The organism is Rhizobium ecuadorense, assembly GCF_001187535.1.
GTDB lineage: Bacteria > Pseudomonadota > Alphaproteobacteria > Rhizobiales > Rhizobiaceae > Rhizobium > Rhizobium ecuadorense.
Map to the genome: position 1 here is coordinate 1 of NZ_LFIO01000886.1, position 25,483 is coordinate 25,483.

Here is a 25,483-nt window from a genome sequence, read left to right on the forward strand (position 1 = left end):
ATCTCGACCGCTATCCGCGCCAGCTTTCGGGCGGCCAGCGCCAGCGCGTGGCGATGGGACGCGCCATCGTCCGATCGCCGCAGGTTTTCCTGTTCGACGAGCCCTTGTCGAACCTCGACGCCAAGCTGCGCGTGCAGATGCGCAAGGAGATCAAGGAACTGCACCAGCGACTGAGAACCACGACGATCTATGTCACCCACGATCAGGTCGAAGCGATGACCATGGCCGACAAGATCGTGGTCATGCAGGGCGGCAAGGTCGAACAGATCGGCACGCCGCTGGAACTCTACGATCGTCCCCGCAATACATTCGTGGCAGCCTTTATCGGCTCGCCGTCGATGAATCTGCTGAAAGGCCGTTACAAGGCCGATGGTGCGATCTTCGTCACGGAGACCGGCGACGAGATTGCGCTCGGTTTTATCCCGCAGACGTCCGACGGGCAGGCCGTGCTTCTCGGCGTGCGGCCTGAACACCTTTCGCTCAGCCAAAGCGGCCTCGACACGACGGTCAGTGTCACCGAACCCACCGGCCATGAGACGATGGTCTTCCTGCGCTACGGGTCCGGCGAGCTTGTCGCGGTGCTTTCCGACCGTCACGACTTTGAGCCGGGCCAGGTCGCGACGATCGCTGCTCGGCCAGGGAAGCTTCATCTTTTCGATGCGGAATCCGGCAAGACATTGCGACCGGATTGAGCGGGCATCGCTTCAGAAGAGCCGCCGAACGTTTAGTGGCGGGTCAGTTCAATTTCAGCTCCAACATCAATTGTGCTGGAAGATCGATCGTTATTGTCGATCCGTCGGCTTTGGCAAAGGCCATTTCGCCCTCCTGCCATGCATCATATTGCATGTCGATCCGTATCCCGCCGCGCTCCAGGATAGCCCAGGAGAAATCGAGGCCGCCGCCCTTTCGGACGGACCAGCCGGCAGCCCCCAACGTTTCGATGACCGCTCGCCAGCTTTCTTCCGATATGTCGGACAGACAAATCCGATCAGACATGCACTCTTTCATCCCACAACGAGATAGGTTCAAAGTGGAATCGCGGTCACGGGGCCAACCGCTACGCACTCGATTTGGAGTAGAGTCCAAGGTTGCCGCCGATGGCGAATCCGCTGCGCTGATAAAATTGCGACAACGCCCCTTCCCGCTGTGAGATCAACCAGACGCTGTTGCATCCCTCGATCTTTGCCGTTTCGAAAACGGCTGACAGCAGCGCGGTCCCTATTCCAGTACCCTGCGCCTCAGGCAGGACCGAAAGCTCATCCAGATAAATGACCGGACCGGCATGGCGCCTCTGTCGTATGCCGAGCGCAATCCCCAGCACCTTGCCTCCGTCGATGGCCGCAAGGGCAATGGATTTGGGGGTTTCAAGCACGTTGTTTACATTTTCAATGGCCGCTTCAAGCGACCAATTCTCGTTCCACGGAGGTCCCGCATAGGCACTGACCAGCACGCCGGCGGCGCCACTGAGATGTTCTCGCATAAGACGTTCAATCCGAAACGACATAATCCACCTGACGTTGAGTGAAATGACATGTGCCGCAGTTCGGCCAGTAACGCAACCGGGTTCCGAAACGTACGATATAAGCGGGACGGCAAAGCTCTTAAGCTTGACACGCTCACCGACGGCGCTTTACGACTATCCGCATTCACCAGGGGGGTCCCGGCAAGGGGCTGAGATACTGCTGGACAATACGGCTTTGCCGGTTGTGGCGCAGTGACCCGTTGAACCTGATCCAGTTCATACTGGCGTAGGGACGGTGCAAGCGCTCGAAGGCTTCGGATTCACGCGTGGAATCCATGCCGGCGTCTTTCCATCATTCCGGCTGATTGACTGGGTCTCCAACCACCACTTGGAGCCTCAAACCATGACCATTGCCGCAAAAAACCTCACCCCGACCGTCACCACCGGCCCGCTGCCCGCCTCGCGGAAGATCCATATTCCGGGAGATATCCACAGTAATATCCGCGTGCCGATGCGCGAAATCAGCGTTCACCCGACCGCCGGCGAGCCGCCTGTCATCGTCTATGATTCCTCAGGTCCCTACACGATCGAAGGTGCGGAGATCCGCATCGAGCAGGGCCTGCCGCCACTGCGCCGCGACTGGCTGCTGGCCCGCGGGGATATCGAAGCCTATGACGGCCGCCATGTCCGCCCCGAGGATAACGGCTTCGTCAGCGGCGACCGGCTGACGCCGGAATTCCCCCGACGGCGCCAGCCGCTGCGCGCCAAAAACGGCAAAGCCGTCACCCAGTTCGCCTATGCACGCGCCGGCATCATCACGCCGGAGATGGAGTTCATCGCCATTCGCGAGAATCTCGGCCGCAAGGCCAAGGCCGAAGCGCTGGTGCGCGACGGCGAGAGCTTCGGCGCCGATATTCCCGATCACGTCACGCCGGAATTCGTCCGCCGGGAAGTCGCCGCCGGCCGGGCGATCATCCCCGCCAACATCAACCATCCCGAAAGCGAACCGATGATCATCGGCCGGAATTTTCTGGTGAAGATCAACGCCAATATCGGCAATTCCGCCGTCACCTCATCAATGGCCGAAGAAGTCGAGAAGATGGTCTGGGCCGCCCGCTGGGGCGCCGATACGGTCATGGATCTTTCGACCGGCCGCAACATCCACAATATCCGCGAATGGATCATCCGCAATTCGCCACTGCCGATCGGCACGGTGCCGCTGTATCAGGCGCTGGAAAAGGTCGGCGGCATCGCCGAGGATCTTACCTGGGAAATTTATCGCGATACGCTGATCGAGCAAGCGGAACAGGGCGTCGACTATTTCACCATCCATGCCGGCGTGCGGCTGCATTACATCCCGCTCACCGTCAACCGCGTCACCGGCATCGTCTCGCGCGGCGGTTCGATTATGGCCAAGTGGTGTCTGCATCATCACCGCGAGAGCTTCCTTTACGAGCATTTCGAAGAGATCTGCGACATCTGCCGGGCCTATGACGTCTCCTTCTCGCTCGGCGACGGCCTGCGTCCGGGTTCGATTGCCGACGCCAACGACGCGGCACAGTTCGCAGAATTGGAAACGCTCGGCGAACTGACCAAGATCGCCTGGGCGAGGGATTGCCAGGTGATGATCGAGGGCCCCGGCCACGTGCCGATGCACAAGATCAAGGAGAACATGGACAAGCAGCTCGCCGTCTGCGGCGAGGCGCCCTTCTACACGCTGGGACCGCTGACGACCGATATCGCGCCCGGCTACGACCATATCACCTCCGGCATCGGTGCGGCGATGATCGGCTGGTTCGGCACGGCTATGCTCTGCTACGTCACCCCGAAAGAGCATCTCGGCCTGCCCGACCGCAGCGACGTCAAGACCGGCGTCATCACCTATAAGATCGCCGCCCATGCCGCCGACCTCGCCAAGGGCCATCCGGCGGCGCGCCTTCGAGACGACGCGCTGTCGCGGGCGCGTTTCGAATTCCGCTGGGAAGACCAGTTCAACCTGTCGCTCGATCCCGAAACGGCCCGCTCCTTCCACGATGAAACGCTTCCGAAGGAAGCCCACAAGGTGGCGCATTTCTGTTCGATGTGCGGCCCGAAATTTTGCTCCATGCGCATATCGCATGACATCCGCGCCGAAGCGCAGAAGGAGGGGCTGGACGCGATGGCGGCGAAATACCGTGAGGGCGGCGATCTCTATATGCCGATCGAGACCTCCGCGCACGGGGCGGACTGACATGCGCGTGCTTGTCAAAGGGGCCGGCGTCGCCGGCCTCACCGTCGCCCGCGAGCTGCATGCCCGCGGTGCCGATGTCACGGTCTTCGACCCGCACCCGAACTTCGCTCGTGCGGCGTCCTGGCTCGCCGGCGGCATGCTGGCGCCCTGGTGCGAGCGGGAAAGCGCCGATGAGGCGGTGCTGACGGGCGGCCTCGATGCCGCCGATCGCTGGGAAGCGATCCTGCCGGGCAGCACCGTCCGCAACGGCACGCTCGTCGTCGCCTCGACGCGCGACCATGGCGAGCTGAAGCGATTTGCCGGCCGCACGACCGGTTATCAATGGGTTGACGAGAACGATATCGCCGCCCTTGAGCCCGCGCTCGCCACCCGTTTCAGGCACGGCCTGTTCTTCCCAGGTGAGGCGCATCTGGACCCGCGCCAGGCGCTGCGGGCGCTGAAAGAGCAACTGGCGGCAAACGGCGCCACCTTTACCGACGTAGCGCCGGACGATGACGATTTCTCCGATATCGTCGACTGCACAGGTGCTGCCCGCATCGGGCGAGAGCGCGACCTGCGCGGCGTGCGGGGCGAAATGCTCTATCTCCATACCGAAGAGGTCACGCTGGCCCGGCCCGTCCGCCTGCTGCATCCGCGTTTTCCCGTCTATATCGTTCCCCGCGGCAACGGCTTTTTCATGATCGGCGCGACGATGATCGAGACCGATTCCGACGGCCCGATCACCGCGCGTTCGCTGATGGAACTGCTGAACACGGCCTATGCGCTGCACCCGGCTTTTGCCGACGCCGCCGTCGTCGAAACCGGCGCCGGCATCCGCCCTGCCCTGCCCGACAATCTTCCGCGCGTCGTGCGGGAGGGGAAGGTCGTCGTTTTCAACGGTCTTTATCGCCACGGTTTTCTGCTGGCGCCGACCATGGCGGCCGAGGCCGCCGATCTCGTTTTTTCCAAATAGCCGAAGCAAAGGAACTCCCAATGCAACTGATCATCAATGGCGAAGTCCAGACAATCGCCGCCACGACGCTTTTGCAGCTTCTGGCCGCGCTCGATTACGAAGGCGACTGGCTGGCGACCGCCGTCAATGGCGAACTGGTCCATCGCGAGGATCGCGGCGAGCATATGCTGCACGATCATGACCGGATCGAAATCCTGACCCCGATGCAGGGAGGCTGAGCATGCTTGATCTTTATGGAAGCCAAATCGCATCACGCCTGCTTCTCGGCACCGCCCGTTACCCCTCGCCGGCGATCCTCGCCCAATCCATCACGCGCTCTAAAACGGAGATCGTCACCGTATCGCTGCGCCGCGAAATGGCCGGCGGGCGCAATGGCGGCGCTTTCTTCGACATGATCCGCTCGCTCGGCGTTCACGTTCTCCCCAACACGGCCGGCTGCCACGGCGTCTCCGAGGCGGTGTTGACGGCAAAGATGGCCCGGGAAGTCTTTCGTACCAACTGGATCAAGCTGGAGGTGATCGGCAATCACGACACGCTGCAGCCGGATGTTTTCGCGCTGGTGGAAGCGGCGCGCATCCTCACCGGCGATGGTTTCGAGGTCTTTCCATACACGACCGACGATCTGGTCGTCGCCGAGCGCCTCATCGACGCCGGCTGCCGGGTGCTGATGCCCTGGTGCGCGCCGATCGGATCTGCGGCGGGACCTCAAAACCTCGCCGCACTTCGATCGATGCGGGCGCATTTTGCAGACGTGCCGCTGATCGTGGATGCCGGCATCGGCAGGCCCTCGCATGCGGCCATCGTCATGGAGCTGGGCTTCGATGCCGTGCTGCTCAACACTGCTGTCGCTGGCGCCGGCGACCCGGCCGCGATGGCGGAGGCCTTTGCCAAGGCAATCGATGCCGGTAGGCAGGCGTTCGGCGCCGGCATGCTGGAGCCGCGCGACATGGCCGTGCCTTCGACACCGGTGATCGGAAAGGCGGTGTTTGCATGACGCTCGACCCCTTTTATCTGATCGTCGACAGCGCCGACTGGATCCGAAGGCTGGTGCCGCTTGGCGTCAAATTGGTTCAACTTCGCATCAAGGATCGCACTGTGACGGAGACGCGAGCAGATATCCGCGCGGCGAAAGCGATCTGCAAAGCCCACGCATGCCAGTTGATCGTCAACGACTACTGGCAACTCGCCATCGAGGAAGGCTGCGATTTCATCCATCTCGGCCAGGAGGATCTGGCCGCCGCCGATCTTGGCGCCATCCGCGAAGCAGGTTTGAAGCTCGGGCTTTCGACGCATGACGAGGCGGAGCTGGCGGTCGCGCTTGCCGCACATCCGGATTATATCGCCCTCGGCCCGATCTATCCGACCATCCTCAAGGCCATCCCCTGGGCGCCGCAGGGCCTCGAACGCATCGGGGCGTGGAAAACCCATATCGGCGGCACACCGCTTGTCGCGATCGGCGGGCTGACGGTGGAACGCATTGCCGGCGTTTTCAAGAACGGGGCCGACAGTGCCGCGGTCGTGACCGATATCACGCGCAATCTCGATCCTGAACAACGGACCCTGGCGTGGATTGCCGCAACCCGCTCATTTCGCCGTGACCCTTGAAGAGCGAATTTTCTCGCGCAAAGGACTGTGCATACAAACTATGATCTGCTTCCGCGCTTCTGGCCTATCCATTGTACGTCGCGTGAAAGGACCGCTGCGGCAACATCCACATTTCCGGCACGCAACGCATTGAGAATGGCACCATGATCGCGGTCAGTGGGCTCCTGTTCAGGATCTGAAAGGCTGCCAAAGGCGCTGACGCCAATAGGAGCGCCTCATTCGTTGCGGTTCCAGCCTTTGCTTTCACCGGTCTTGGCGACAAGAGCCGCATAGTCCGCGCTTATCTCTTCCAGCTTTTTCACCAATTCGGAATCAGCCCCGCCGAGCAGGCTTATGTAAGCTTCGCCTTGTTTGGACTTCGCCCAACATTGCCGACAAATCGTGCCACTGCCTTGCCGGAGGCGGAGACTTCTGGGTTCGGGGCGCCAAACGAGGCCGCGGTTCGCTTCAGGCCGTCCAGGAAGGCAGCGTCGTCGAGTCCGCTGTAGGGTTTCCCTTCGGAATTGGTGACATTGAGAAGGATTTGTTCGTCTCCGAATGATGAACAGCCATCAGCGCCTGGTGCGATCCGAGACCGGCAGAATCGTTGCGGAGCAGGTCCCCATCCGTCTCGGCAAGGGAAAGGCCGCTTTCGAAACGGTCTCGGATGTCAGCTTCACCGTCGCGCCCGGCGAATTCGTCTGCCTGCTCGGCCCCTCCGGCTGCGGGAAATCGACGCTTTTCGGCGCGCTCGACGCCCTGACGCGGCTGAAAATGCAGGGGTTGCTGCTTGCCATATGGGAGCAGTTCCGCAAGACCGTCCTGTTCGTAACGCATGACATCGACGAGGCGCTGCTGCTCGCCGACCGGATCATCCTGATGAAGGCGCAGCCCGGCCGCATTCACGATCACCGTCCCCTTCCCGCGGCCGCACTCGACCGATATCGTCGCCTCGCCCGAGTTTTCGCGGTTGAAGCGCCATTGCCTCGAACTACTTCATGAAGACAGGGGCGCGGATACCCTACCTCGTCTGACGCCGCTCGGCCTTGGGCGGCGATGCTCGTAACCATATGGATCGTTCGTCAGGTACGCCTCATTTCGAGATCTGGCGAATACGCGTATAAACTGCCGGAAGGATCCCCGCTTACAGGTAAGCGCGCGAAAAGAACACCGCCGTCGTCAGCAAGGCGACCGCAAGGGTTAGCACCCGGACGACCGATGCCGGCAGCCTCCGTCCGACATGCGCTCCGATCCACCCGCCGATAACGGCTCCGATCGTCATCGGAATGCACTCTTGCCATACGATTGCGCCGGCCAGTACGAAGACGACGACGGCGACCGCGTTTGCGGCAGTTACCATCACCATTCTTGTCGGATTCAGGCTCTTGATGTCCCCGCCCCCGAGCGCGCTCCATGCCGCAAGCATCATAAGGCCCACCGCGCCGCCAAAATAGCCGCCATAGAGACCGAGAAAGAATTGAACCGTTGCGAAGGCCAGAAAATTCGGACGTGCCTGCGTCCGGAGCTTTGCGCTGAGCCTCGGACCTGCAGCCAGCATCAATGTCGCCACCAGCAAGAGCCATGGCAGGATCCCATCGAAAATCCTGGATGGGGTCAGAAGCAATAAAACGCTTCCGGCCACACCACCCACCACTGTCACGATAGCAATGGGCATGACATTGATGCCGCACACACTCCTGACCCCGTCACGGTAGACCCATGAGCTCGTCATACCGCCTGGAAACAAGGCCAAGGTGCTCGTCGCGTTTGCGGCAACCGACGGCACTCCGACCGATATCAGCGCCGGCAGGGATACGAACGACCCGCCGCCGGCCAATGCATTCATGCTGCCTGCCAACAAGCCAGCGAGGAAAAGAAGAATGATATCGTACATGTTCAGGTCGCTTTAGCCTGCAAATTTGATTTCCGCCGAGACGCTTTTGCAAAACAGCGACTGCGGGCGGGTTTAAGTGCGCTGACGCTTTACAGCGCTCTCGGTGACGCGGCAATCCTCGCCATCACGTCAGGAAACCATGCGCTCTCGCCTCACGACTGTCCCAAATTAACCCATTATTTAGCAATCGCTTGCATGCGCGAACCACCATGTTACCGTCGCTGACATCGTGGGGGCGCGTATGACAATTGAAGAGCTGATCGATTTGCAAGAGGCCGGCTCAAGGGCACGGGTGCTCGGACTAAAGGCTCACGAAAACCCATACCTCGCGGCCCATCGATTGCCCACCGGTGATACCGGCGCTCTCGGGGATTGGCTTGCGCGTCACGACGCGTGGAAGTTTGGTTGGGAAGCGGAGGACGCTAGCCGCGAAGGCAGGATTGAAACTCACTTCAAGGCGTTGATCTCGATTCCCAAACGACGGGCATTCGACGCTTAACGCCCTTGATGGTAATCACAAGCTGCCGGCTCGGTTTTCCTCCCTGGCAACGAAGAACAAGCGCGATCAGACGGACGTTCGATTGCCGAGGACAAATTTGTATCGCTCGGGCCGGATGAAGAATTCCGACCATTCGGCGCAGGCGCCATGATCGAAATATGAGGTCCGTTCGAGAACGAGCAAAACCGCATTCGCGGCTGCACCGATCAAGGATGAGATGCGAGGCGGCACCGCGCGCGCGCCGATGGCGATCTCGGCGGAGACAATATCGGCGCCGGCTTTGTCCTTGAGGAGCGCATAAGTCGGCCGTTGTTCGGCCGTTTTCAAATCCAGTTCCGACATGACGGCGGGCAGGAGGCTTCGACCCAAGGCAATGGGCTCGTCGTCCACCATATGAAGACGCTCCAGCAGCGCGCATTTTGCTCCGAACAACGAGACAAACGCCGGCGGCGTTTCAATGGTAGTCAGTTCGACAATCCGCATTGTGGCATCGAAGCCCTGCACTTTCAGCGACTCGTGGAAACTGCGCAGGGTATCGATCTGATGGCGGACCTGCTTGCCGGTCACGAAAGTGCCCTTGCCTTTCCGGCGCTGGATCAGCCCGTCCTTATCCAGCTGCTCGAGCGCGAGGCGGACGGTGACGCGGCTGACGTCGAAGCGCGCCATGATCTGCGATTCCGACGGCAACCGCCCGGAGGGCTCGAATGTTCCTTCGGCGATCTCACGACGAAGGCGATCGGCGATCTGCAGATACATCGCCACCGGGTTATTGCGTATCAGGCTCATCTGTTTTCCATCGGGGTTAAAAAGACCACGGACTCTTGCAGCCTTGGAACAAAGTTCTCCTTTGCCGCCGGACAAGGGAAGGCCCCACGTTGATAACATGTATTATAATGTATTATAACCGAGGGCAATTCAAACTCCAGATCGTTCGAACGCAATATGGCATCTGTTTCCCCAATTCGGCAGCATTCACCCGGCGCCACCTTCTCGGTGAACGGCATCGGTTTCGCCTATCCCGAAAGCCGACGCAGCATATTCGAAAAATTTTCGCTGGAAGCCCGTCCAGGAGAATTCGTCGCGATCCTCGGTCCCTCCGGCTGCGGCAAGTCGACCCTGCTCAATCTGCTATCCGGCTTCCTGCGCCCTCAATCGGGACATATCACCATAGACGGGGCGCCGGTTGCGCCGGAACATTCCGCACTCGGCTATGTCTTCCAGTCGCCCCACCTTTTCCCCTGGCTGAGCGTGCTGGAAAATGTCCGCTTCGGCCTCCGTATGAATCGCAGAGGATCGCAGCAGGAGCAAAGGGCGATCGCCCTGCATTTTCTGCGGCTTGTCGGACTGGAAGAACAGGCAGAAGAGCCGCCTCACCGATTGTCGGGCGGCCAGCGTCAGCGCGTAGCACTTGCGCGCTCGCTGGCGCTTGAGCCACGCCTTCTGCTCATGGACGAGCCTTTCGCAGCGCTCGACGCCCTGACGCGCTCAGCCCTCAACGACGAACTGCTCCGCATCTGGTCGAGCTTGGGCAAGACCGTGCTGTTCATCACGCATGACATCGACGAAGCGATCTATCTGGCGGACCGCGTCCTCATTCTCGGCCTGCCTCCAACCGGCATCACAGCCGAAGTGAAGATCGATTTGCCGCGCCCTCGCGACCAGCGAGGCACGCGCGCCAATCCCTTGTTTGCAGAACTGCGCGAACGCCTCGCCGAGCAAATCGCCATGGTGATGACCAGCAATCAACCCGCTACCTGAAGGGGACATCCGATGAAACGCATTCTACCTGCAGCCCTTTTCGCACTTGCTGCTGCCTGGCCCGCCGGTGCGCAGGAATCCCGGCCGCTTCGTATCGGGTGGGTCCAGGCCATGGCGAACGCGCCTGCTCTCATCGCCGAAGAGAAAGGCTACTTTCGCGAAGAGGGATTGAACGTCGAGCTCAAGGGCTTTGGCGATGGCCCCGTCATTCAGCAGGCGGTGGCGGGAGGGGAAATCGACGTGGCCTATATCGGCGCCCCGCCCGTCTATCAATGGGCCGCGCGCGGGCTCGAAGCGAAGATCATCGCCAAAGTGAATTATGGCCAGGCAGCCTTGATCGCGAAGGCCGACGGCTCGATTCAGTCGCTCTCAGACCTCAGAGGCAAGAAGCTCGCCGGCGTCAACAGAGGCAGCGGCATGGACGTGCTGCTGCGCGGTTTCGTCCTGAAGGAGACTGCCGGCCTCAATCCCGACGCCGACCTCCAATTGTCGCAGATGCCGGTGGGCAACATGAACGCCGCCCTTGATACAGGGGTCGTCGATGCTGCCTTCTCGTGGGAGCCCTTCATCAGCCAGTCGGTGCTCCGTGGCACGGGCCGAGTCGTCTTCGACGTGAACGGCGCTCTTCCCGGCTATCCATGGTATGTCGTGGCAGCACCTTCAAAGACGCTGAAAGAGCGGCCGGACGATCTTGTCAAGCTGCTGCGGGCCAATGCCAAAGCCGTCGCCTTTCTGCGGGAGCATCCCGAGGAGGCCAATCGGATCATTGCACAGAGTTTTAAGCTGGAGCCCGTGAAGGCCGCGGAGGGAACCATCGTTCCGCCGGAAGCGATTGTCGCCGAGGCCAGGAAACGCCTCGGCTGGTCCGCAGAAATCGAGCCGTCCGACCGCGCCTTCATCCAGCGGCTCATCAACTACTCCGTCGATCTCGGCATCCTCAACAAGCCATTGAATGTCGACGACATCATTGACGACAGTTTTGCCGCCAAAGCGGCTGCCCAGCGGTGAGATCCGATCGATGAAGAAATTGACAGCGCGGCGGCGTTTTCCGCAGCCGTCCTGGCGCTGGGCAGCGCTTCCCTTCCTGCTTGCCGTGTGGAGCCTCGCAGCCAGCAGGGTCCCATCTTACGTCCTGCCACAGCCCTGGGAGGTGGCAGCGGAGGGACTGCGCTGGATCGAATCCGGCGAACTCGGCCGCCAGTTTCTGGCCAGCTTGTTGCGTGAATTCGGCGGCTTCGGCGCGGCGATCCTGGCGGCCGTGCTCATCGGCGTGTCTGCCGGACTTTGGCGGCCGTTCCGTGAGTTCGTCCAGCCTCTGCTCGGCCTTTTCATGGCGATCCCTCCGATTGCCTGGGCGCCGCTCTCCCTGATCTTCTTCGGCCTCGGATATCTGTCGATCGCCGTGGTCATATTCATCGCATCGGCCTTTCCGATGGCGGTGACAATCCAGGAAGGCGTGCTTTCGATCGGCGGCGGGGAGGTGCGCGCAGCCCGCATTCTCGGGGCCAAACGGTTTCAACTGCTGGCCCATGTGTATCTTCCTGCCTCCCTCCCCTTTCTGACCGCCGCATTGCGCATCGGCTTCGCGCAGGCGTGGCGGGCGCTCGTGGCGGCCGAGATGATCGGCGCCTCCCAGGGGATCGGCTGGATGGTCGCGATGGGGGGACAGGTCGGCAATTCGGCGCAGGTGCTTCTCGGCATCACGCTGATCGGACTCACCGCGTGGCTCATGGAGAGCCTCGTATTTCGACGGATAGAGCGCCGCTACGAAAGCTGGCGCGGACAATAACGGACCTCTCCCATGACAGAGACTTTGCAGCGAAAGGCGTCCCAAGCCGCTGTGCATTCCCCCGCTGGCCTTGCCACCTTCTTCGACACGCTTCCCTTCCTCGGCCGTCTCACCTGTCAGCGACAGACGCTGATTGCCGGCGATTGGACCGAACTGGAACTCGTCTATGAGGTTGGCGCAGTCGGCCTTGCGGACGGCGCATGGCTGAAGCTCGCCTTCAAATTCTATTCCGACTGGGCGCTGTTCCAGACGACGGACCCGACGGGCGCCAACTACGTTTCCGCCGAATATCACGCCGGGCCGCTGGTCCCTGGCCAGAGCCCGGCGACGGTGCAGGCGCTGAAGGTACGCTTCGACCAGAAGGGACACGAGCGCCCCTTCCAGAAGGCCGTCATCATCGATGTCGTCGATGGCTATATCAATCCCGGCGACAGGATCGTCATTCGTCTCGGCGACCGGCGCCAGGGAGGCGCCGGCACGCGCGTGCAGACCTTCGTGGAAAAGGCGTTCCGATTCCGGCTGTTCATCGATCCGCTGGGCAGCTCGAAATTTGCCGAAGTGCCGGGCGACTGCAGGCTCGAAATCCTGGCCGGTCCACCCCACGCCTTTCAGGTCATTGCGCCACGCCTTGTTGGCCTCGGCGAAACCGCCGACGCGATCGTGCGCATCGACGACATATGGGGAAACACCTGCCGTAACCGCAATTTGCGGGGCACGCTCGTGATCACCGCTCCGGACGCGACCCAACGCACGGAGCCGATCGCACTAGCCGCAGAGGATTGGACATTCGCGCGGATTTCCGGCCTTTCCTTCACCGAAACCGGCGAGTGGAAACTGGAAGCACGGCTGGACGACGAAACCTTCGTCGCCGCGGCCGTCGCCTATGTACAGAGTGAGGAAGAGACCTTGCGTCCTCTCTACGCGGATCTGCACGTCCATTCCGACGACACCGTCGGGACCAACGACGCGACCTATAACCTCACTTATGGACGCGACATCGCCGGGCTTGACGTGGTGGGCTACACCGTCAACGATTTCAACATCACCGAAGCGAATTGGGATAAGGCCGTGGAGATTATCCATGGCCTTAACGAGCCCGGCCGCTTCGTCTGCTATCCTGGCACCGAATGGTGCGGCAACTCCGCAGCCGGCGGCGACCGCAATGTCGTCTTCCTACGCGACGGTAAACCCCGCTTCCCGTTTGACAAAGAGGGGCGGTCTCTTCGCTCTTTCGAATGGAACGAGACGACGGCTGGAACGATCCGGCCGGGCATCTGGCCTGTAGACCGGCTCCATGCCGCCTATGAGGACGATCCAGAGGGCCATTTGCTGATCCCACATGTGGGCGGCCGGCGCTGCATTCTGGATTGGAACCATCCGGAGCTGGAACGGCTCATTGAAATTGGTTCCGCCTGGGGACAATTCCACTGGCTCTACACCGAGGCGCTCGCACGCGGATACAGGGTCGGCGCCTCGGCGGCGAGCGACGAGCACCAAGGCCGATGCGGCGGCGGCGCGCCGGCAACCGGAACTTTCGGTTCGCGCGGCGGACTGACCGGCGTCATCGCCGACCGCTTCGACCGTGCCGGCGTCGGGAACGCACTCCGGGCGCGGCGCACCTTCGCCACCACCGGCGAACGCAGTTTTGCTGTTCTGTCCCAGGGACAGCGTTTCATGGGCGAGGTATTCGATGCCGAACTTGACGAGCCGCTCTCCTACCGTCTGCTCGGCCATGCCGGCTGGGAAGAGGTTCAACTCTATGATGGCGATCGCCTCGTGTGGAGCCGCGATCTGCATGCGGAGGCTGGCTTCAGCGAACGCAGCGTGCGTGTCCGTTTCGGCGGCGCGCGCATCAAGGATCGCTATCGGGCGGCTTATTGGAGTGGTGATGTCGCCGTGACCGGAGTAGCGCTTCTCGATGCGCGCGGAGTGGGCTTTGACCACCCCGAACAGAGCGTATGGCGTACCGGACTGGGCAAGCTCGGCTTTAGAACGGCAACACACGGCGATGTCGACGGGATCGAGCTCACGCTTTCCGACCTAACCGATGCCCACATCACGATTGCCGCAAACCTTCATGGCTACAGCAAGATCGGTGACCCGCTGCAGCCGCCACCGCATGTGCATGCTCCCGAAGCAAGGCTGGAAGTCAATGGGAAGGATCTGATCGCGAAGGGCTCGGTCACACTCGATCTACTAGGCGTCGAGTTGCGCCTGATCGTGGAAAGGGTTACCGACCGACCGCTGCCGAGAGATCTTGCGGGTGAGATATTGCTGTATGAACTGAAGCTCGATCCAGAACGCGAACATCCGTTGTTCATAACGGCGCGGCAGCGGGACCAATCCCGAATTTGGACATCTCCGCTGTTCTTGACGCCTCGGTAATGATGCTCCTAAAACAGGTTTTACAAGTCGCAGCTTGGGCGGCCAATCGAGGACGCCCACGTCAAAGGCCACCCGCCGTCATCGAGCGCAATCGGCTGATATGGGCGTGCCCAAGGGGTCCATGAGGATGAAATTCGCGGAAACATTGTGGGGGGTTGTGGCTAACCAGCGCTCTGTCGAAAAATACGTCTTCGTCCTCACCTGCGAATCCGAAGTCGCCTTAAGACCAAGAACAAAATTAAAGTTATTTCCACTGCCGGCTTCGCGCGTGAAGCTGAGATAGGAGCCGAATCGTTCGTCTTCGACATTTCGAAGGTTTTGGATCGACGCAAGGGTATCCTCGAAATCACGCCAGCACGCCTGCTTCACAATGATCTCGAAAATACGCAGGACGGCCGGGGCGAGACGCCCCTGCGCATCTGTCGTCGGCCCAATGACCTTGGCGCGGATCTCAAGAACATCGCCCATTTCATTTCCACGAACCTTGAGGAAGGTGGAACTGAGGGGACGCACCTCGTCCCTTTCGTAGATGCGCTGAAAATAACATTCATAACTGCGATTGCGCATCGATGCGGCTTTCCATTCGCTCATCTCGATGCCGGCCTCTCGAAGAGCACCGCAAATAGTCGGCCCCGAGATGCGCCACATCCGCAGAAACTGACCGGCCAGTTCCGGCTTCGGGACTTCGATCAGGTGCAGCGGTATAGACATCGGCGGGAGAGAAAAAGGAGCCGCCATATCGGGGCCGACGGCTATGGGCGCTGATCGGGCAGCCTTATTGAGAGCTCGATCTTCAATGAGCCCGACCGGATCTTCGCTGTGTTGGATTTCACGGTAAAAAACAACGATGCCTGCAAGAAGCAAAACGCATATCAAAAGCACTGACCAAAGCAACCGGCGGCTGTTGCTCCGCAACACGGAATTCCAGCGCCGAAGCCGGATGTCGCGAGGCGGATCGACTGCTGATAACACTTTATCCACGGCGCGACCTCACAAGCAAAATCGGAGCGGATGCGAGTTCGAGCCCAGTCAGCCTCGATCCTGTTTGCGACCGACCGGTGTCGGTCGGCGCGTGAACCAATCAGCCCCTGCCGGCAATTCCTTCTGAGGTGAAAAACGGTACAGTCTGTCCGACTCAGCCTTCGACACCGCGAGTGTGAGGTCGTGTGTGGGGGGCGTCAAGCAGCAACCCCGGCGGACGGCGTTCGCCCCCCAAAAATTCGCGCGGAAGAGCGCATCGGCGACCCCTCAGGACAACAATACCAGCTAGTGTCGCGAAAACTGCGGTGGCCCGCAGTGGAGATGCTCAGCGTCGCATGTCTAACTGGCTGGCGACGTCCCGTCTCTGATCCGTCGTCGCTACATCAGCGCGAGCGATGGTTTTTGTAACCGAACATTGGAATAGCAATGTCATGCTGCCTGTCGCGGCTGGTGTCGGAGTTTCCGTGGGCTGCTTCGCCTTGGAATACTTCACCGTCCAACGCGCGTACACGCGGCTTCGGCGGTGTGTCTCTTGGGCCGCTACGTGCCGACTCTGGGTAGCCGGATTACGCGGGGCCCGCGGCGAACGAACTGGAGCAAATCCAACGCTTCTCGTTCGGGGCCCGCAGGCTTGCCGCTTGCCAGCCAAAGTACGAGGCTTGCCCCGAAATAGCCGATCCCGCCGATTGGTATCATGATCGCCAGTTGCAGGGACTCTGACCCGTCGGTGATCATGAGGCCGACGCCCCAGACACATCCAGCCATAACCAGCGCGGCGACGATCGAACGCCAGCAGGCGAGAAGCTGAGCCCTCACTGACACGCCGGTGAGACGCCTCGCCAGGAAGACATACATCAGGATGCCGATCGCGGCGCTGATGCATCGCGCGTACAGAAGACCAGCCAGCCCACCCCAGACCAGGCCCGCGAAAATCAGGGGAATGCGCACGAAGATGAAAGCGAGGTCAAGCTGAAACAGCGACCGCGTGCAGCCGAGGCCCATTGCCAAGGGAGTCACCGGCATTTTAAAGGCGGCGATGGCGAAGACCGCGCCCAACACCTGAGCCACCAGCACGGCCGAGGACCACGCCGGGCCAAGGACCATGGTGATGAAGGGCTCGGCAACCAGCGCGAACCCAATGCCTACCGGCAGCGCCGCCGCAACAAGCAGGCCTTGGGATCGAAGGAATGCATGCCGCAGGCGTTCAGGATCGTCCTGAAGCCGTGCAAAGACTGGGAAGAGCAAGCCTGCGATCGGCGCCGTCGATTCACGTACTGGCAGCGAGGCAAGCCTGTCGCCTACGGTGTACTGGCCGAGAGGGCCGGCGCCCAGCATCGCGCCAAGCGCAAGCTGGTCGGCGCGCCAGTTGACCTCATTGAGACCGGAGCTGAGCGCCACCCACCCGGAGAACGAGAACAGATTTCTCCAGTGAGCAAACGAAATGCGCGGCATATAAGGAAGCAGGACGTACGACATGATCACACCGGCCACCTGCGAGGCGAGCGTGCCGATCACGAGCGCCCAGTAGCTGCGAAGAATCAGGGCGAGGACGACGGCGACGACCACGCCAACCACCTTGTTGATCAGGTCGATGAATATCTCTTGGTGAAAGGAAAGGCGCCGCCGGAAGTCCACAAGCCGGGGGTTCACGAGGCCGCTGATCAGCGTGCCGCCTCCAAGCGCGAAGAATATACCGATCAGACGGTCGTCCTGATAGGCCCATGCGACGGGATAACCTGCGCTAACCAGCAGGACGGCGATCGCCGCCGCGCGCAGCATGTTCAGTGTCCATGCCGTATTGTAATGCTCTCGCTGCGGGCTCTTGTGCTGGATGAGGGCCGAACTGAGCGAAAGTTCGGTTATGGCCGCGATGATCGAAAGGACGATAGTCGCGAGGCTCACTACGCCGAAATCGGCAGGTGATAGCAGTCGAGCCAGTGCCAGCATGCTGACCACGCCCAGAAGATTTGAGACGACGCGTCCGCTGGCGGTCCACATTGCCCCGACACTCAGTTGTTTGCGTACACCTTCCAACGTTGTTTCCTCTCTTACGCCTACAGTGCTAATGCGGTGCAGTTCTCGGGAGAAATATTCATCGGGCCGCGATGTCCAGCTATGTCTTGCTGGAAGTATAAGACGAACGAAAGGTCAGGTACATCGCAACGCTGACGGCTGAGGCAGAAGAAACAGCGAAGCCAAAATCCCAGGGCTAGGCAAGTACTCACTGGATCGGTCGCAGCCTCATTGAAGAGCTGAAAAATGTTGATCTGATTCATCGCAAGACCATGTCAGTCGCTTTCTTCAACAGCCTGCTAGACCGGGGTGCTCCGGGCGACGGTACGCGCAATCTCAAGGGCTTCCTCATGTGTGTCGGCCCAGTGGACGGTGCTGTAGTTTCGACCTGTGTACTCGTACACAGCGCGGTTCTTGCCGAAGCGGTCGGGCAGCAGCACGCTGTGCTGCGAACGCAGGGCGCAGAGAATGTGTGGGTGCATGCGGTCCGTAACCAGCACCTTACCGGTATCCAGCCTGCGGTTGCCGCTCGCGAGAACGTAGCGCGCAAAGCGATCGTAGCTGCCGGCAATCTGCCTATTGGCGATCGAACGGAGCGTTGGCGCCAGTTTGCGGACGCGGGAGAAGAAGCGCCCTGGAAACAGAACCCGCATGGCCGCGGGATCATCGTGCGTCCAGTCGAACACTTCGACATCACTTGGTGCGAGGGATCCGACGCCCTCCATATCGTCGCGGGCGAGCCAGATGACATCGTGATCGGGCGCGGCGTGCCTTGGCTGCGGCGGGAGGAGCAGCGCGGAATCGTGGACCGTCTCCACATGGACGTTGCCGGGGAATACGTTGCGCGCTGACTCAGCGCTGACCGGGTCCCTGGCCAAAAGTACAGCATTGCGATGATTTCCGAAGATCGTGCTCGCCTCGCGGCGGTCCTCGTCGTCGGCGAACAGCATGGTCGACGGCAGCGACACGAGGCGATTATTGGGGCACGCCTCGGCGACGATGCGCTTGACCTCTGCGTGGCGCGGCCATAGGCGCGAGACCGTGACTCCGCCCGAGAAGAGTATCGTGCCGTCCCCGACAGCGCGAATCATTTGCTGAAGATCGAGGTTATGCCCATGCGCCGTATAGGCGATGGGCGCATTACGTTGCTTCAAGTAGTCCATGGCGGCCACCCACATCATGTGGTTGCCGACATTGAAGTCGAACGGGAACTGCAGAAGCGCTACAGGCTGGCATTCGGGGATGTATCGGTCGAGACACTCGCGAATCGCTCGCGCCTGCTGCGCCTTTTGCGCCGCGTCGTTAGGCGAAAGTGCTGTACCGATCATGTGCGCCAACCCTCGATTATGCACTGCCGCGATTGGCGAATGCTGGAACCTCTCTTTTAGCGCCCTACCAGGTGACAAACCGGCGCACGCCCTCTTGGACACTGTCATCCGCACCGCGCTGGAGGAGCGCTTACAGGCGCCCGAGCGAAGTGACGCCAACGATTGCTGGTCTTGCGAATTGGATCTTTGGCGCCGCGGTAGGCATCGATTCTCGAAGTCCTTTCTGTGTCCAGTGCAGGAGGTGCCGTCCCAAAAATGTCTTCTTGGACGGAGAAGGTTCAGTGCGTTCGGGTCACAAGCATGTGTCCAGCCGAGACGTCAAAGTCCAGTCCCTCCCGTCCTGCGCGAGAGAAGTAATCGTCTGCCGCCTTTCGGCACCCAGACCAATCCGAATAGGCGCGAAGTGCGACAGCGCCGCCGACGATGAGATGAGGCATAACCCGCTCTAGACAGGCGCTGACAGGCTCGTACCAATCAACATCGATATTGGCCAAAGCGACCGGCTCGGCGACTGTAAGCGTGTCTTGCACCTTACCCTTTATCAGCTGGACGTTGTTGGACTCGACAGGATAACCAAACCTAGCGAAGTTGTTCGTCACCGTCGCCATCAGGTCATCATTATAGAGATAGTATTGCTCGCCTCCAAGGCCGACGGCTTTGCCGGCAGCGATTTCAGCGTACCGAGCTTTCATGTCGTCGCCATCGTGCTCCGAAGGCGGAGGGAGCATCTCGAACAGGTCGTACACACGCATAGCGCGCTGAGGCGACTTGGCGGAACACATGAGAATTGCTGAACCGCCGCGCGCGCAACCTGCCTCAATGATCAAGGCTCCGCTCGGGGCGGTACGACGAACTACCTCAAGCAATTGATGAAGTTGACGATCAGTCGTGTAAGAAAGGTATTCGGTGCGCACCCTTGACCAAGCCTGTCGAACCGCCCCTGGGTAGGCGGTCCGACGGGCGCGTTCCAAAAGCGCGTTGAGGCGCCAACGCGCCCCACGCGCAACTCTATCTACTACTTTCATAACGCCCCATCTCCCCGCAACAGCGTCCGCCTCGGCGAAGCCTTACTGAACTCCCTACGACTCCCCTTGGCGGGGGAAGCCCGCTAGCGTCGTGCCTTGCCCTTCTCATCGACGTACTCGTCGTTGGCAAAGCTGATCTGTTTTCATGATACGATCATCTCCGGTCCTCACTCACATACCTTCAAAGCGTTGACGGATAACTTGGCGGTTCATCAGGACAAAGTAAGCCAAGAGGAGGGGGTCTGCGGTCTTACATCCATTTCGGAAAAAAGATTGACCGTCATCTGCTGCGCGCGGCGATCTACGCATGGCATATTCCTCATCGGAACAGTAACGACTAGAGACACCAAACCCTTTATCCAGTTCTTTATTCTTCTCCGCCAACTTCTCGTGAGCTGGGGCGGTTGGAAAGCCCAACTGTTGTCTAAGCCCCATACCCACTGAATTGATCCGGTCGAAAATACTCGCGCTCCACTCACTGCTCTGTAATGGATAGCATGGGAGATATTTGGACGTGTGCCACCTGGCAGTGGTGGTAGAATATCGTTGGCACGTGTAGAGGATTTCGAAAGAATGACGAGTCCGTCGGGAGATTCTTCGTTGTCTAGAACCGCATCCCATTCGTACCCGACCAGTCCCTTCAGCCTATCGCCGTTTCTTAAACCTGTGTGCGCGTAGATAGGGTCAGCAGCATTAGAAACGATGAAATCGAACCCCTCATAGATGTTACCTTGATCGGATACATAGCCCACCCCTATCAGTGCATTCTCCGGTCTATTGACCTCCTTAGAGCGAAACACTGAAGTTGCCGCAGGAGGATCTAGTTGAGCCACCGGATCGAGAGATAGGCCGGCGCCAATACCCGATGAGTCCTTGTATATGGTAACAACGCGGTTCGACTGCCCCCGGCTTGAGCAATCGAACCGAACCTGCCAATAAGCAGTATTAGCAGAGTAAAAGGCGAGATGAATACCATTATCGCGTGCCGACTCAACTCGATTACGCTGCTCCATCGACCAATACTCATCATGACCTACCGAAAGAAATATTCTGTGCGAAAGAATTTGTAAAGGGTTACTGTGAACGTCCACATTGGTGTAATAGGATATGTCATAGCCCTGCGACTCCAACCAGCGGACCATGTTATACTCCCAAGTGAGCATATTATTACAATTGAAACCATCAGTATTGCTGAATCCGAGATGGGCGGAATCATAGGGGCGATCAAAGCTTACCTGGTATGCTCTTGTGTTACTGGTGCTATTAGCATCGTATACACTGAAGCCGCCGAATATGTTATACGCTTGAGCAGTCGTTACTGCATCCTGAAAGCCTATATCGCTGGGGTGATTGTCTCTGCGCAGAACAAACGGAACAAGCGACTGTTTGCCGCTTCTGCAATCAGTTAACTTGATAACATAAAGTCCGGTTGTCCAAGCTGCTGAGGTTTTCAGTTCATACGATACGTCCCATAGACATTCGATCAAACGCGTGCCAGGATTGGTCATGGTGGGGCTTGATTGAGTTAACCCGTCTAGACCTAGCGCGCTGGCTATAAGTCGACCGCCTGCACCGCTGTAGTAGCCAAGGCGATAGACCTCAAGATTATATTGCCCAGCGGAAGACAAAGAAACCTTTAGGCTCAAGGATTCTCCTGCATTTATACTTGTTGCATCCGCATAAGCTTCGATCTCGTGGTTCGTCGCCAAATTTGTAATCTTCCAATCAGCTGTGCCGGCATTTAGATTTTCGATTACAATTGAGTTTTGAGAGTCCACTCTGATGCCATTACTGGTGAAGTTGTTAAGGCCCTCGGTCGTGGATACGACTGCTAGAGCTCGGATTTGGCTGCCAAGAAGACCCGACGGTATTCTGATGCGAGCACTCGTCTCTCCGGCAATATTCGTCCATGCCCCGTCAACTTTTTGCTGCCAACCGTAAGCCACCGCCTTCTCAGGACTTTGGCCGCATTCATTGAAAACATTTGCGGTCAGCGTATTTCCAACAGTGGCGCTCCCTCTAAGGAGAACATAATAGGTGTGTTCCTCGTTCGACGATGTGGGTATCTTTTGCGCGCCACTCTCGACACTGCCTTCCATAGATCCCCCTGACCGTTATCCCACATTGGTGCGTAGTGATTATTTATTCGCTGGGCGTGGCCGCGTTTCTGGAGCCTATAATTTCAAAGCCTTCCGATGACAGCACGAAACCAGCGTTCTGCAACGACCTATCGAGAAACTTTATAGACCCTTAGTAGGTTTCCCTCAACGGCCAAGTGGCCCGACTTAGACCGCTTTTCGGCTACGTAGCGGGGGCTATCACTGCCCGTTTGATGGCATCGGCGCGGCCATTCATCCTCCAATTGGGGGTCTGCTGATTTGCCCTTCCTGTGAACTGCCCCCATTTCGACCAGACAGTCGGCATAAGCAGAATGGCTCAAGCACAGGCTTGAGGACAGGCTTGAGGACAGGCTTGAGGACAGGCTTATCTCCAACGAAGCTGTCGTCGGCAATTCCGAGGTCAAATAGCTCGAAGAGCGGGTGCGTGAGCTGGAACGCATGCTCGGCCGCAGGACGCAGGAGGCCGAGATCCTCCGCGAGGCCATTTCCAAAACCCAGGCAACAAAACAGATATCGCGGCCAATCTTGTTGCCGAAGAAGGTTCCCGATGAAGACACGTCACGCGACGAGCTGCGGCCGGAAGACCACATCGGCATAGTAGTTGGCTGAATCATAGGTGCTGGTCGGGAAGAGACCTGCGGTGGCGGAACCCTCATACGCATAGACACCATTGCCGCCAGCCGCCGCACTCGATTGCCTTCCCTTTCCGCCGACGGTTAACCGTCGGGGATACGCAACTCTGAAGTATAGTCGAAAATGGGAGAGTATATCCTACGACTTTCGCTCTAATAGGCGACATCCTTTGGGCAAACGGGCGTGTTGCATGGCCCAGGTGATGGCTGAGATGCGCGAGGTCGGCAAGATGCGCCGCATCCTGTACAAGGCTCGAAGCCGCAAGCGGTGGCTTTTTTCGACATCACCGCATGGTGGTGCCAATGCTGGCCCCCCCAGGCAGGAAGCCACGCACTGGTCCGTTCGTGCAATGGCATAAGCCGCTGGGATCTCATGACCTGTTGATTTTCCCGGGCGATGCCTCGGTGTCGCACCGAAGATATGTGTTGCTGCTGGATTTAGGCTGAAGTACCCGCACCACCTCATCAATAGTGATGAGGCAAAATAAACGATCTCCACCTTCCTCAAGGCGTCGCCAGACTGCACACTAGGGACGCGGCTTCGGACTTGTCGTCCGGCGTGCGAACAGAATCAAGGCAGTTGGACCAGCATCCCTTTAGGATGTTTTGCAGGCGAGATATGTATATGAATTCATCGCACCGCGCCCCCCATGTGTTCTTTCGCGCGACGTTTGTCATCGGTGCACTCGCCTTTCTTGCCGGAGCTGTGTCGCCAGCTCTCGCCGATAGCGCGCCCTTGACTCCGCAAACGAAAATCCGCCTGACGATCGTCCAATGGATCCAGTCCAAAGGCCAATATGAACGCTGGGATGCGCTTGGCGGCGAATACACGGTGTCCGATGACGGCGCAGTCTTTCTGCCGTTTCTTGGATCCCTTTCGGTCAGCAATCTCGATAACGCCGGCCTCACAAACGAGATTGCCAAGCGCCTGCAGGAAAAAATCGGATTGGTTCAGGCACCTGCGGTCACCATCGAAATTCTCGAATACCCGCCAATCTACGTCGTGGGAGACGTAACCAAGCCCGGGGAATACAAATTCCGCCCTGGACTGACCGTCCTGCAATCACTGGCACTGAGCGGCGGCCCGTTGCGCGCCAAAAGCTCGCAGACAACACAGTATATCAAGCTCATAGGCGAATTGCGCGAAAACGATCACTCGATCCTGCGCAGTACTGCGAAATTGTCGCGACTCCAGGCCGAGATGGACGGCGCGAAGGAGATTACCTTCGATCAGACGACCGGCGTCGATCAGCAATTTTCCGCCGGGATATACAACGAGGAAAGGGTCATCTTTCAGGCTCGTGCAAATGCGATGGCGCGGCAGTCAAAGGCGTTCATAGAATTACGCGAACTTTTGACCACGGAAATTTCCACGTTAGAAGAGAAGCTGACGGGCGCAGACGACAATATCAAATCGGTCGAGGACCAACTGACAAACGTTAAGTCCCTGGTCGAGAAAGGGCTCACCGTCTCGTCAAAGCAGCTGGACCTGCAACGGTTGCTGACGACTTATCGCGCCGATAAGCTCGACCTTGTCACTGCCATCATGCGGGGCCGGCAGGCAATCAGCGAGACAACGCGGAATCTCGAAGGACTTTCCGACACGCGCCGGAGCGAAGTGGCGACCGAAGCGCAGTCTGAACGGGCAAATCTCGATGTGCTCAAGATGAAGCGCGAAATGACGCAGAAGCTGCTCATCGAGGATTTTGCGAGCAATGGCGGCATCAAAAGCCCCGAAGAGGAACTCCCGCTTACCTTTAGCGTGAGCCGTCGGAATGAAGGACAAATCAATCAATTCCAAGCCTCGGAAACGACAACATTGGCGCCTGGCGACGTGGTGAGAGTCGTTCAGCCTCACACTCTGGATAACTCGTCTGAGACCGCCTCCGACGAATCTTCCGAGACCCAGACGCTCGCAGATCGGGCCGGCCAGTGATCCGCAGAGGACAGGCATTCCCAACAAACTCCAAGCGGACGATCGAGCCCCATCACGGCGCTCGGGCTACCTGCCCGGAAGAAATCGCTCTCACGGCAGCGCGTTGGAGATTTCATCCCACCGGATAGACGGTTAGGACGAGGCGAGCCTCAGCAGGACGATCCCTTCCCTGCCAAACTGGCGAACCGACATTGGCAGCCCGTGTGCGCCTATCCGTCTGCTGTACCACCAGGTAGAGAGGCTGGTAACGGCCGCAATCGCCACGACAGTGGGTGCGATTGCCTGTGCGTCGAACAGATAGATCAGCGGGATGCTGACCACCGTACCGAAAAAACCTGTGAGCACATTGATGCGCGCAAGGTCCGCAATGTCTCGCAGTCCCTGGATCAGTGCATTCTGTCCGGAGGACACGATCCGGAGGAATACCGCGAGGCAGAGCAACGCGATGCCGCCGGCGTGCTGGCTGTCGCCGAAGGTAAAATTCGAGACCGGAAATGCCAACGCCGCCAGAAGGAGTGCACCAAGCAAGCCGAGCACCAGCGATATGCGTCTCAGCGCTTTCGCCGACCGCGCGATCCTTGCTGCGTCGCCAATGCCGGCAGCCTCGGCGATCTGGCGCACCCCGCTGACGGCCATTCATGGCCAGCCGACTTCTGACCTTCGGCGCGGCCTATGCCATCCGCATCATCGTCCTGAAGGACGGGGTCATGGCAACGGGATTGTATCAGGCGGCCTGGGGACTTGGCGGTCTTTATGCCGGCTTCTTTTTGCAGGCGATGGGAACAGACTTCTATCCACGCTTGACCGCAACCGCAGACGACCATGTCGAATGCAACGATCAGGGGATGGATCACGAAAATCGCATAGCGAAAAATGCGCATCAGGCTGTGGGGCA

General features: G+C 59.5%; 22 protein-coding genes, 3 pseudogenes and 1 riboswitch. Of the genes and pseudogenes, 15 read left to right on the forward strand and 10 right to left on the reverse strand.

The genetic code is table 11. The features are described 5' to 3' along the window. Window positions 1–692, forward strand: a 692-nt coding sequence (locus tag AF337_RS15440; RefSeq protein ID WP_152971095.1) for an ABC transporter ATP-binding protein, incomplete at its 5' end; no start/stop codon positions are given. Between the two features lie 43 nt (window positions 693–735). Here the strand turns inward: AF337_RS15440 and AF337_RS15445 are convergent. Beyond that, window positions 736–996: a hypothetical protein gene (locus AF337_RS15445; protein ID WP_049732723.1), complete on the reverse strand. Its 261-nt coding sequence runs from the start codon at window positions 994–996 to the stop codon at window positions 736–738. A 61-nt stretch (window positions 997–1,057) separates the two neighbouring features. Beyond that, window positions 1,058–1,504, reverse strand: coding sequence for a GNAT family N-acetyltransferase (locus AF337_RS15450; RefSeq protein ID WP_049732724.1), 447 nt, complete (start codon window positions 1,502–1,504; stop codon window positions 1,058–1,060). Between the two features lie 137 nt (window positions 1,505–1,641). Further along, window positions 1,642–1,773: riboswitch (TPP riboswitch) on the forward strand. Between the two features lie 92 nt (window positions 1,774–1,865). Here AF337_RS15450 and thiC point away from each other — a divergent pair. The 6 genes from thiC (at window position 1,866) to AF337_RS15485 (ending at window position 7,230) form a co-directional block, all read left to right on the forward strand. After that, window positions 1,866–3,692, forward strand: coding sequence for a phosphomethylpyrimidine synthase ThiC (gene thiC, locus AF337_RS15455; protein WP_049732725.1), 1,827 nt, complete (start codon window positions 1,866–1,868; stop codon window positions 3,690–3,692). A 1-nt stretch (window position 3,693) separates the two neighbouring features. Beyond that, on the forward strand, window positions 3,694–4,644 hold the full coding sequence (thiO, locus tag AF337_RS15460) for a glycine oxidase ThiO (RefSeq protein WP_049732726.1): 951 nt from the start codon (window positions 3,694–3,696) through the stop codon (window positions 4,642–4,644). A 20-nt stretch (window positions 4,645–4,664) separates the two neighbouring features. After that, window positions 4,665–4,862, forward strand: coding sequence for a sulfur carrier protein ThiS (gene thiS / locus AF337_RS15465; RefSeq protein WP_049732727.1), 198 nt, complete (start codon window positions 4,665–4,667; stop codon window positions 4,860–4,862). 2 nt (window positions 4,863–4,864) lie between these two features. After that, window positions 4,865–5,638 carry a thiazole synthase gene (locus tag AF337_RS15470; protein ID WP_049732728.1) on the forward strand — a complete coding sequence of 258 codons (774 nt, stop codon included), beginning with the start codon at window positions 4,865–4,867 and terminating at the stop codon, window positions 5,636–5,638. Further along, window positions 5,635–6,249, forward strand: a complete 615-nt coding sequence (locus AF337_RS15475) for a thiamine phosphate synthase (protein WP_049732729.1) — start codon at window positions 5,635–5,637, stop codon at window positions 6,247–6,249. Before AF337_RS15470 ends, AF337_RS15475 begins: the two co-directional genes overlap by 4 nt. Before the next feature lie 537 nt (window positions 6,250–6,786). Continuing rightward, on the forward strand, window positions 6,787–7,230 hold the full coding sequence (locus AF337_RS15485; RefSeq protein WP_049732730.1) for an ATP-binding cassette domain-containing protein: 444 nt from the start codon (window positions 6,787–6,789) through the stop codon (window positions 7,228–7,230). Between the two features lie 142 nt (window positions 7,231–7,372). Here the strand turns inward: AF337_RS15485 and AF337_RS15490 are convergent, their stop codons facing one another. Next, window positions 7,373–8,122, reverse strand: coding sequence for a sulfite exporter TauE/SafE family protein (locus tag AF337_RS15490; RefSeq protein ID WP_049732731.1), 750 nt, complete (start codon window positions 8,120–8,122; stop codon window positions 7,373–7,375). Between the two features lie 241 nt (window positions 8,123–8,363). Here AF337_RS15490 and AF337_RS15495 point away from each other — a divergent pair, with 241 nt between their 5' ends. After that, on the forward strand, window positions 8,364–8,621 hold the full coding sequence (locus tag AF337_RS15495; protein ID WP_049732732.1) for a CrpP-related protein: 258 nt from the start codon (window positions 8,364–8,366) through the stop codon (window positions 8,619–8,621). 66 nt (window positions 8,622–8,687) lie between these two features. Here the strand turns inward: AF337_RS15495 and AF337_RS15500 are convergent, their stop codons facing one another. Then, window positions 8,688–9,407 (reverse strand): GntR family transcriptional regulator, encoded by a 720-nt coding sequence (locus tag AF337_RS15500; RefSeq protein ID WP_049732733.1) that lies wholly within the window; start codon window positions 9,405–9,407, stop codon window positions 8,688–8,690. Window positions 9,408–9,563: 156 nt separating this feature from the next. Here AF337_RS15500 and AF337_RS15505 point away from each other — a divergent pair, with 156 nt between their 5' ends. The 4 genes from AF337_RS15505 to AF337_RS15520 are packed head-to-tail and all read left to right on the forward strand — an operon-like array spanning window position 9,564 to window position 14,553. Continuing rightward, complete coding sequence (locus tag AF337_RS15505) at window positions 9,564–10,379, forward strand: ABC transporter ATP-binding protein (protein ID WP_049732734.1); 816 nt, start codon at window positions 9,564–9,566, stop codon at window positions 10,377–10,379. Window positions 10,380–10,391: 12 nt separating this feature from the next. Continuing rightward, complete coding sequence (locus tag AF337_RS15510) at window positions 10,392–11,387, forward strand: ABC transporter substrate-binding protein (protein ID WP_049732735.1); 996 nt, start codon at window positions 10,392–10,394, stop codon at window positions 11,385–11,387. Next, the gene (locus tag AF337_RS15515; RefSeq protein WP_244471265.1) at window positions 11,359–12,168 is read left to right on the forward strand and encodes an ABC transporter permease; all 810 of its coding nucleotides are present in this window, start codon (window positions 11,359–11,361) and stop codon (window positions 12,166–12,168) included. The genes AF337_RS15510 and AF337_RS15515 overlap by 29 nt, the downstream gene beginning before the upstream one ends. 12 nt (window positions 12,169–12,180) lie before the next feature. Continuing rightward, window positions 12,181–14,553 (forward strand): CehA/McbA family metallohydrolase domain-containing protein, encoded by a 2,373-nt coding sequence (locus tag AF337_RS15520; protein ID WP_049732737.1) that lies wholly within the window; start codon window positions 12,181–12,183, stop codon window positions 14,551–14,553. Between the two features lie 78 nt (window positions 14,554–14,631). On the opposite strand, the gene AF337_RS15525 is transcribed toward AF337_RS15520, so the two are convergent. The 5 genes from AF337_RS15525 to AF337_RS42245 all read right to left on the reverse strand — a co-directional run bounded on the left by AF337_RS15525 (window position 14,632) and on the right by AF337_RS42245 (window position 21,999). After that, window positions 14,632–15,534, reverse strand: a complete 903-nt coding sequence (locus AF337_RS15525; RefSeq protein WP_193393625.1) for a DUF6030 family protein — start codon at window positions 15,532–15,534, stop codon at window positions 14,632–14,634. A gap of 540 nt (window positions 15,535–16,074) precedes the next feature. Further along, a complete protein-coding gene (locus tag AF337_RS15530; RefSeq protein ID WP_152971096.1) occupies window positions 16,075–17,568 on the reverse strand; it encodes a lipopolysaccharide biosynthesis protein in 1,494 nt (497 codons plus the stop codon). A 278-nt stretch (window positions 17,569–17,846) separates the two neighbouring features. Further along, complete coding sequence (locus AF337_RS15535) at window positions 17,847–18,875, reverse strand: polysaccharide pyruvyl transferase family protein (protein ID WP_049732740.1); 1,029 nt, start codon at window positions 18,873–18,875, stop codon at window positions 17,847–17,849. 278 nt (window positions 18,876–19,153) lie between these two features. After that, window positions 19,154–19,900 carry a TylF/MycF/NovP-related O-methyltransferase gene (locus AF337_RS40475; protein WP_049732741.1) on the reverse strand — a complete coding sequence of 249 codons (747 nt, stop codon included), beginning with the start codon at window positions 19,898–19,900 and terminating at the stop codon, window positions 19,154–19,156. A gap of 212 nt (window positions 19,901–20,112) precedes the next feature. Beyond that, window positions 20,113–21,999: a N,N-dimethylformamidase beta subunit family domain-containing protein gene (locus AF337_RS42245; protein ID WP_152971097.1), complete on the reverse strand. Its 1,887-nt coding sequence runs from the start codon at window positions 21,997–21,999 to the stop codon at window positions 20,113–20,115. A 429-nt stretch (window positions 22,000–22,428) separates the two neighbouring features. Here AF337_RS42245 and AF337_RS42250 point away from each other — a divergent pair. Both AF337_RS42250 and AF337_RS15550 read left to right on the forward strand, forming a co-directional pair. Then, a pseudogene (locus AF337_RS42250) lies at window positions 22,429–22,573 on the forward strand (IS3-like element IS426 family transposase); the annotation flags it as partial. A 704-nt stretch (window positions 22,574–23,277) separates the two neighbouring features. After that, window positions 23,278–24,588, forward strand: coding sequence for a polysaccharide biosynthesis/export family protein (locus AF337_RS15550; protein ID WP_193393626.1), 1,311 nt, complete (start codon window positions 23,278–23,280; stop codon window positions 24,586–24,588). Between the two features lie 144 nt (window positions 24,589–24,732). Here AF337_RS15550 and AF337_RS15555 read toward each other — a convergent pair. Beyond that, window positions 24,733–25,215 (reverse strand): annotated as a pseudogene (locus tag AF337_RS15555) (oligosaccharide flippase family protein); the annotation flags it as partial. An 8-nt stretch (window positions 25,216–25,223) separates the two neighbouring features. Here AF337_RS15555 and AF337_RS40485 point away from each other — a divergent pair. After that, a pseudogene (locus tag AF337_RS40485) lies at window positions 25,224–25,424 on the forward strand (O-antigen translocase); the annotation flags it as partial. Window positions 25,425–25,483 lie beyond the last annotated feature (59 nt).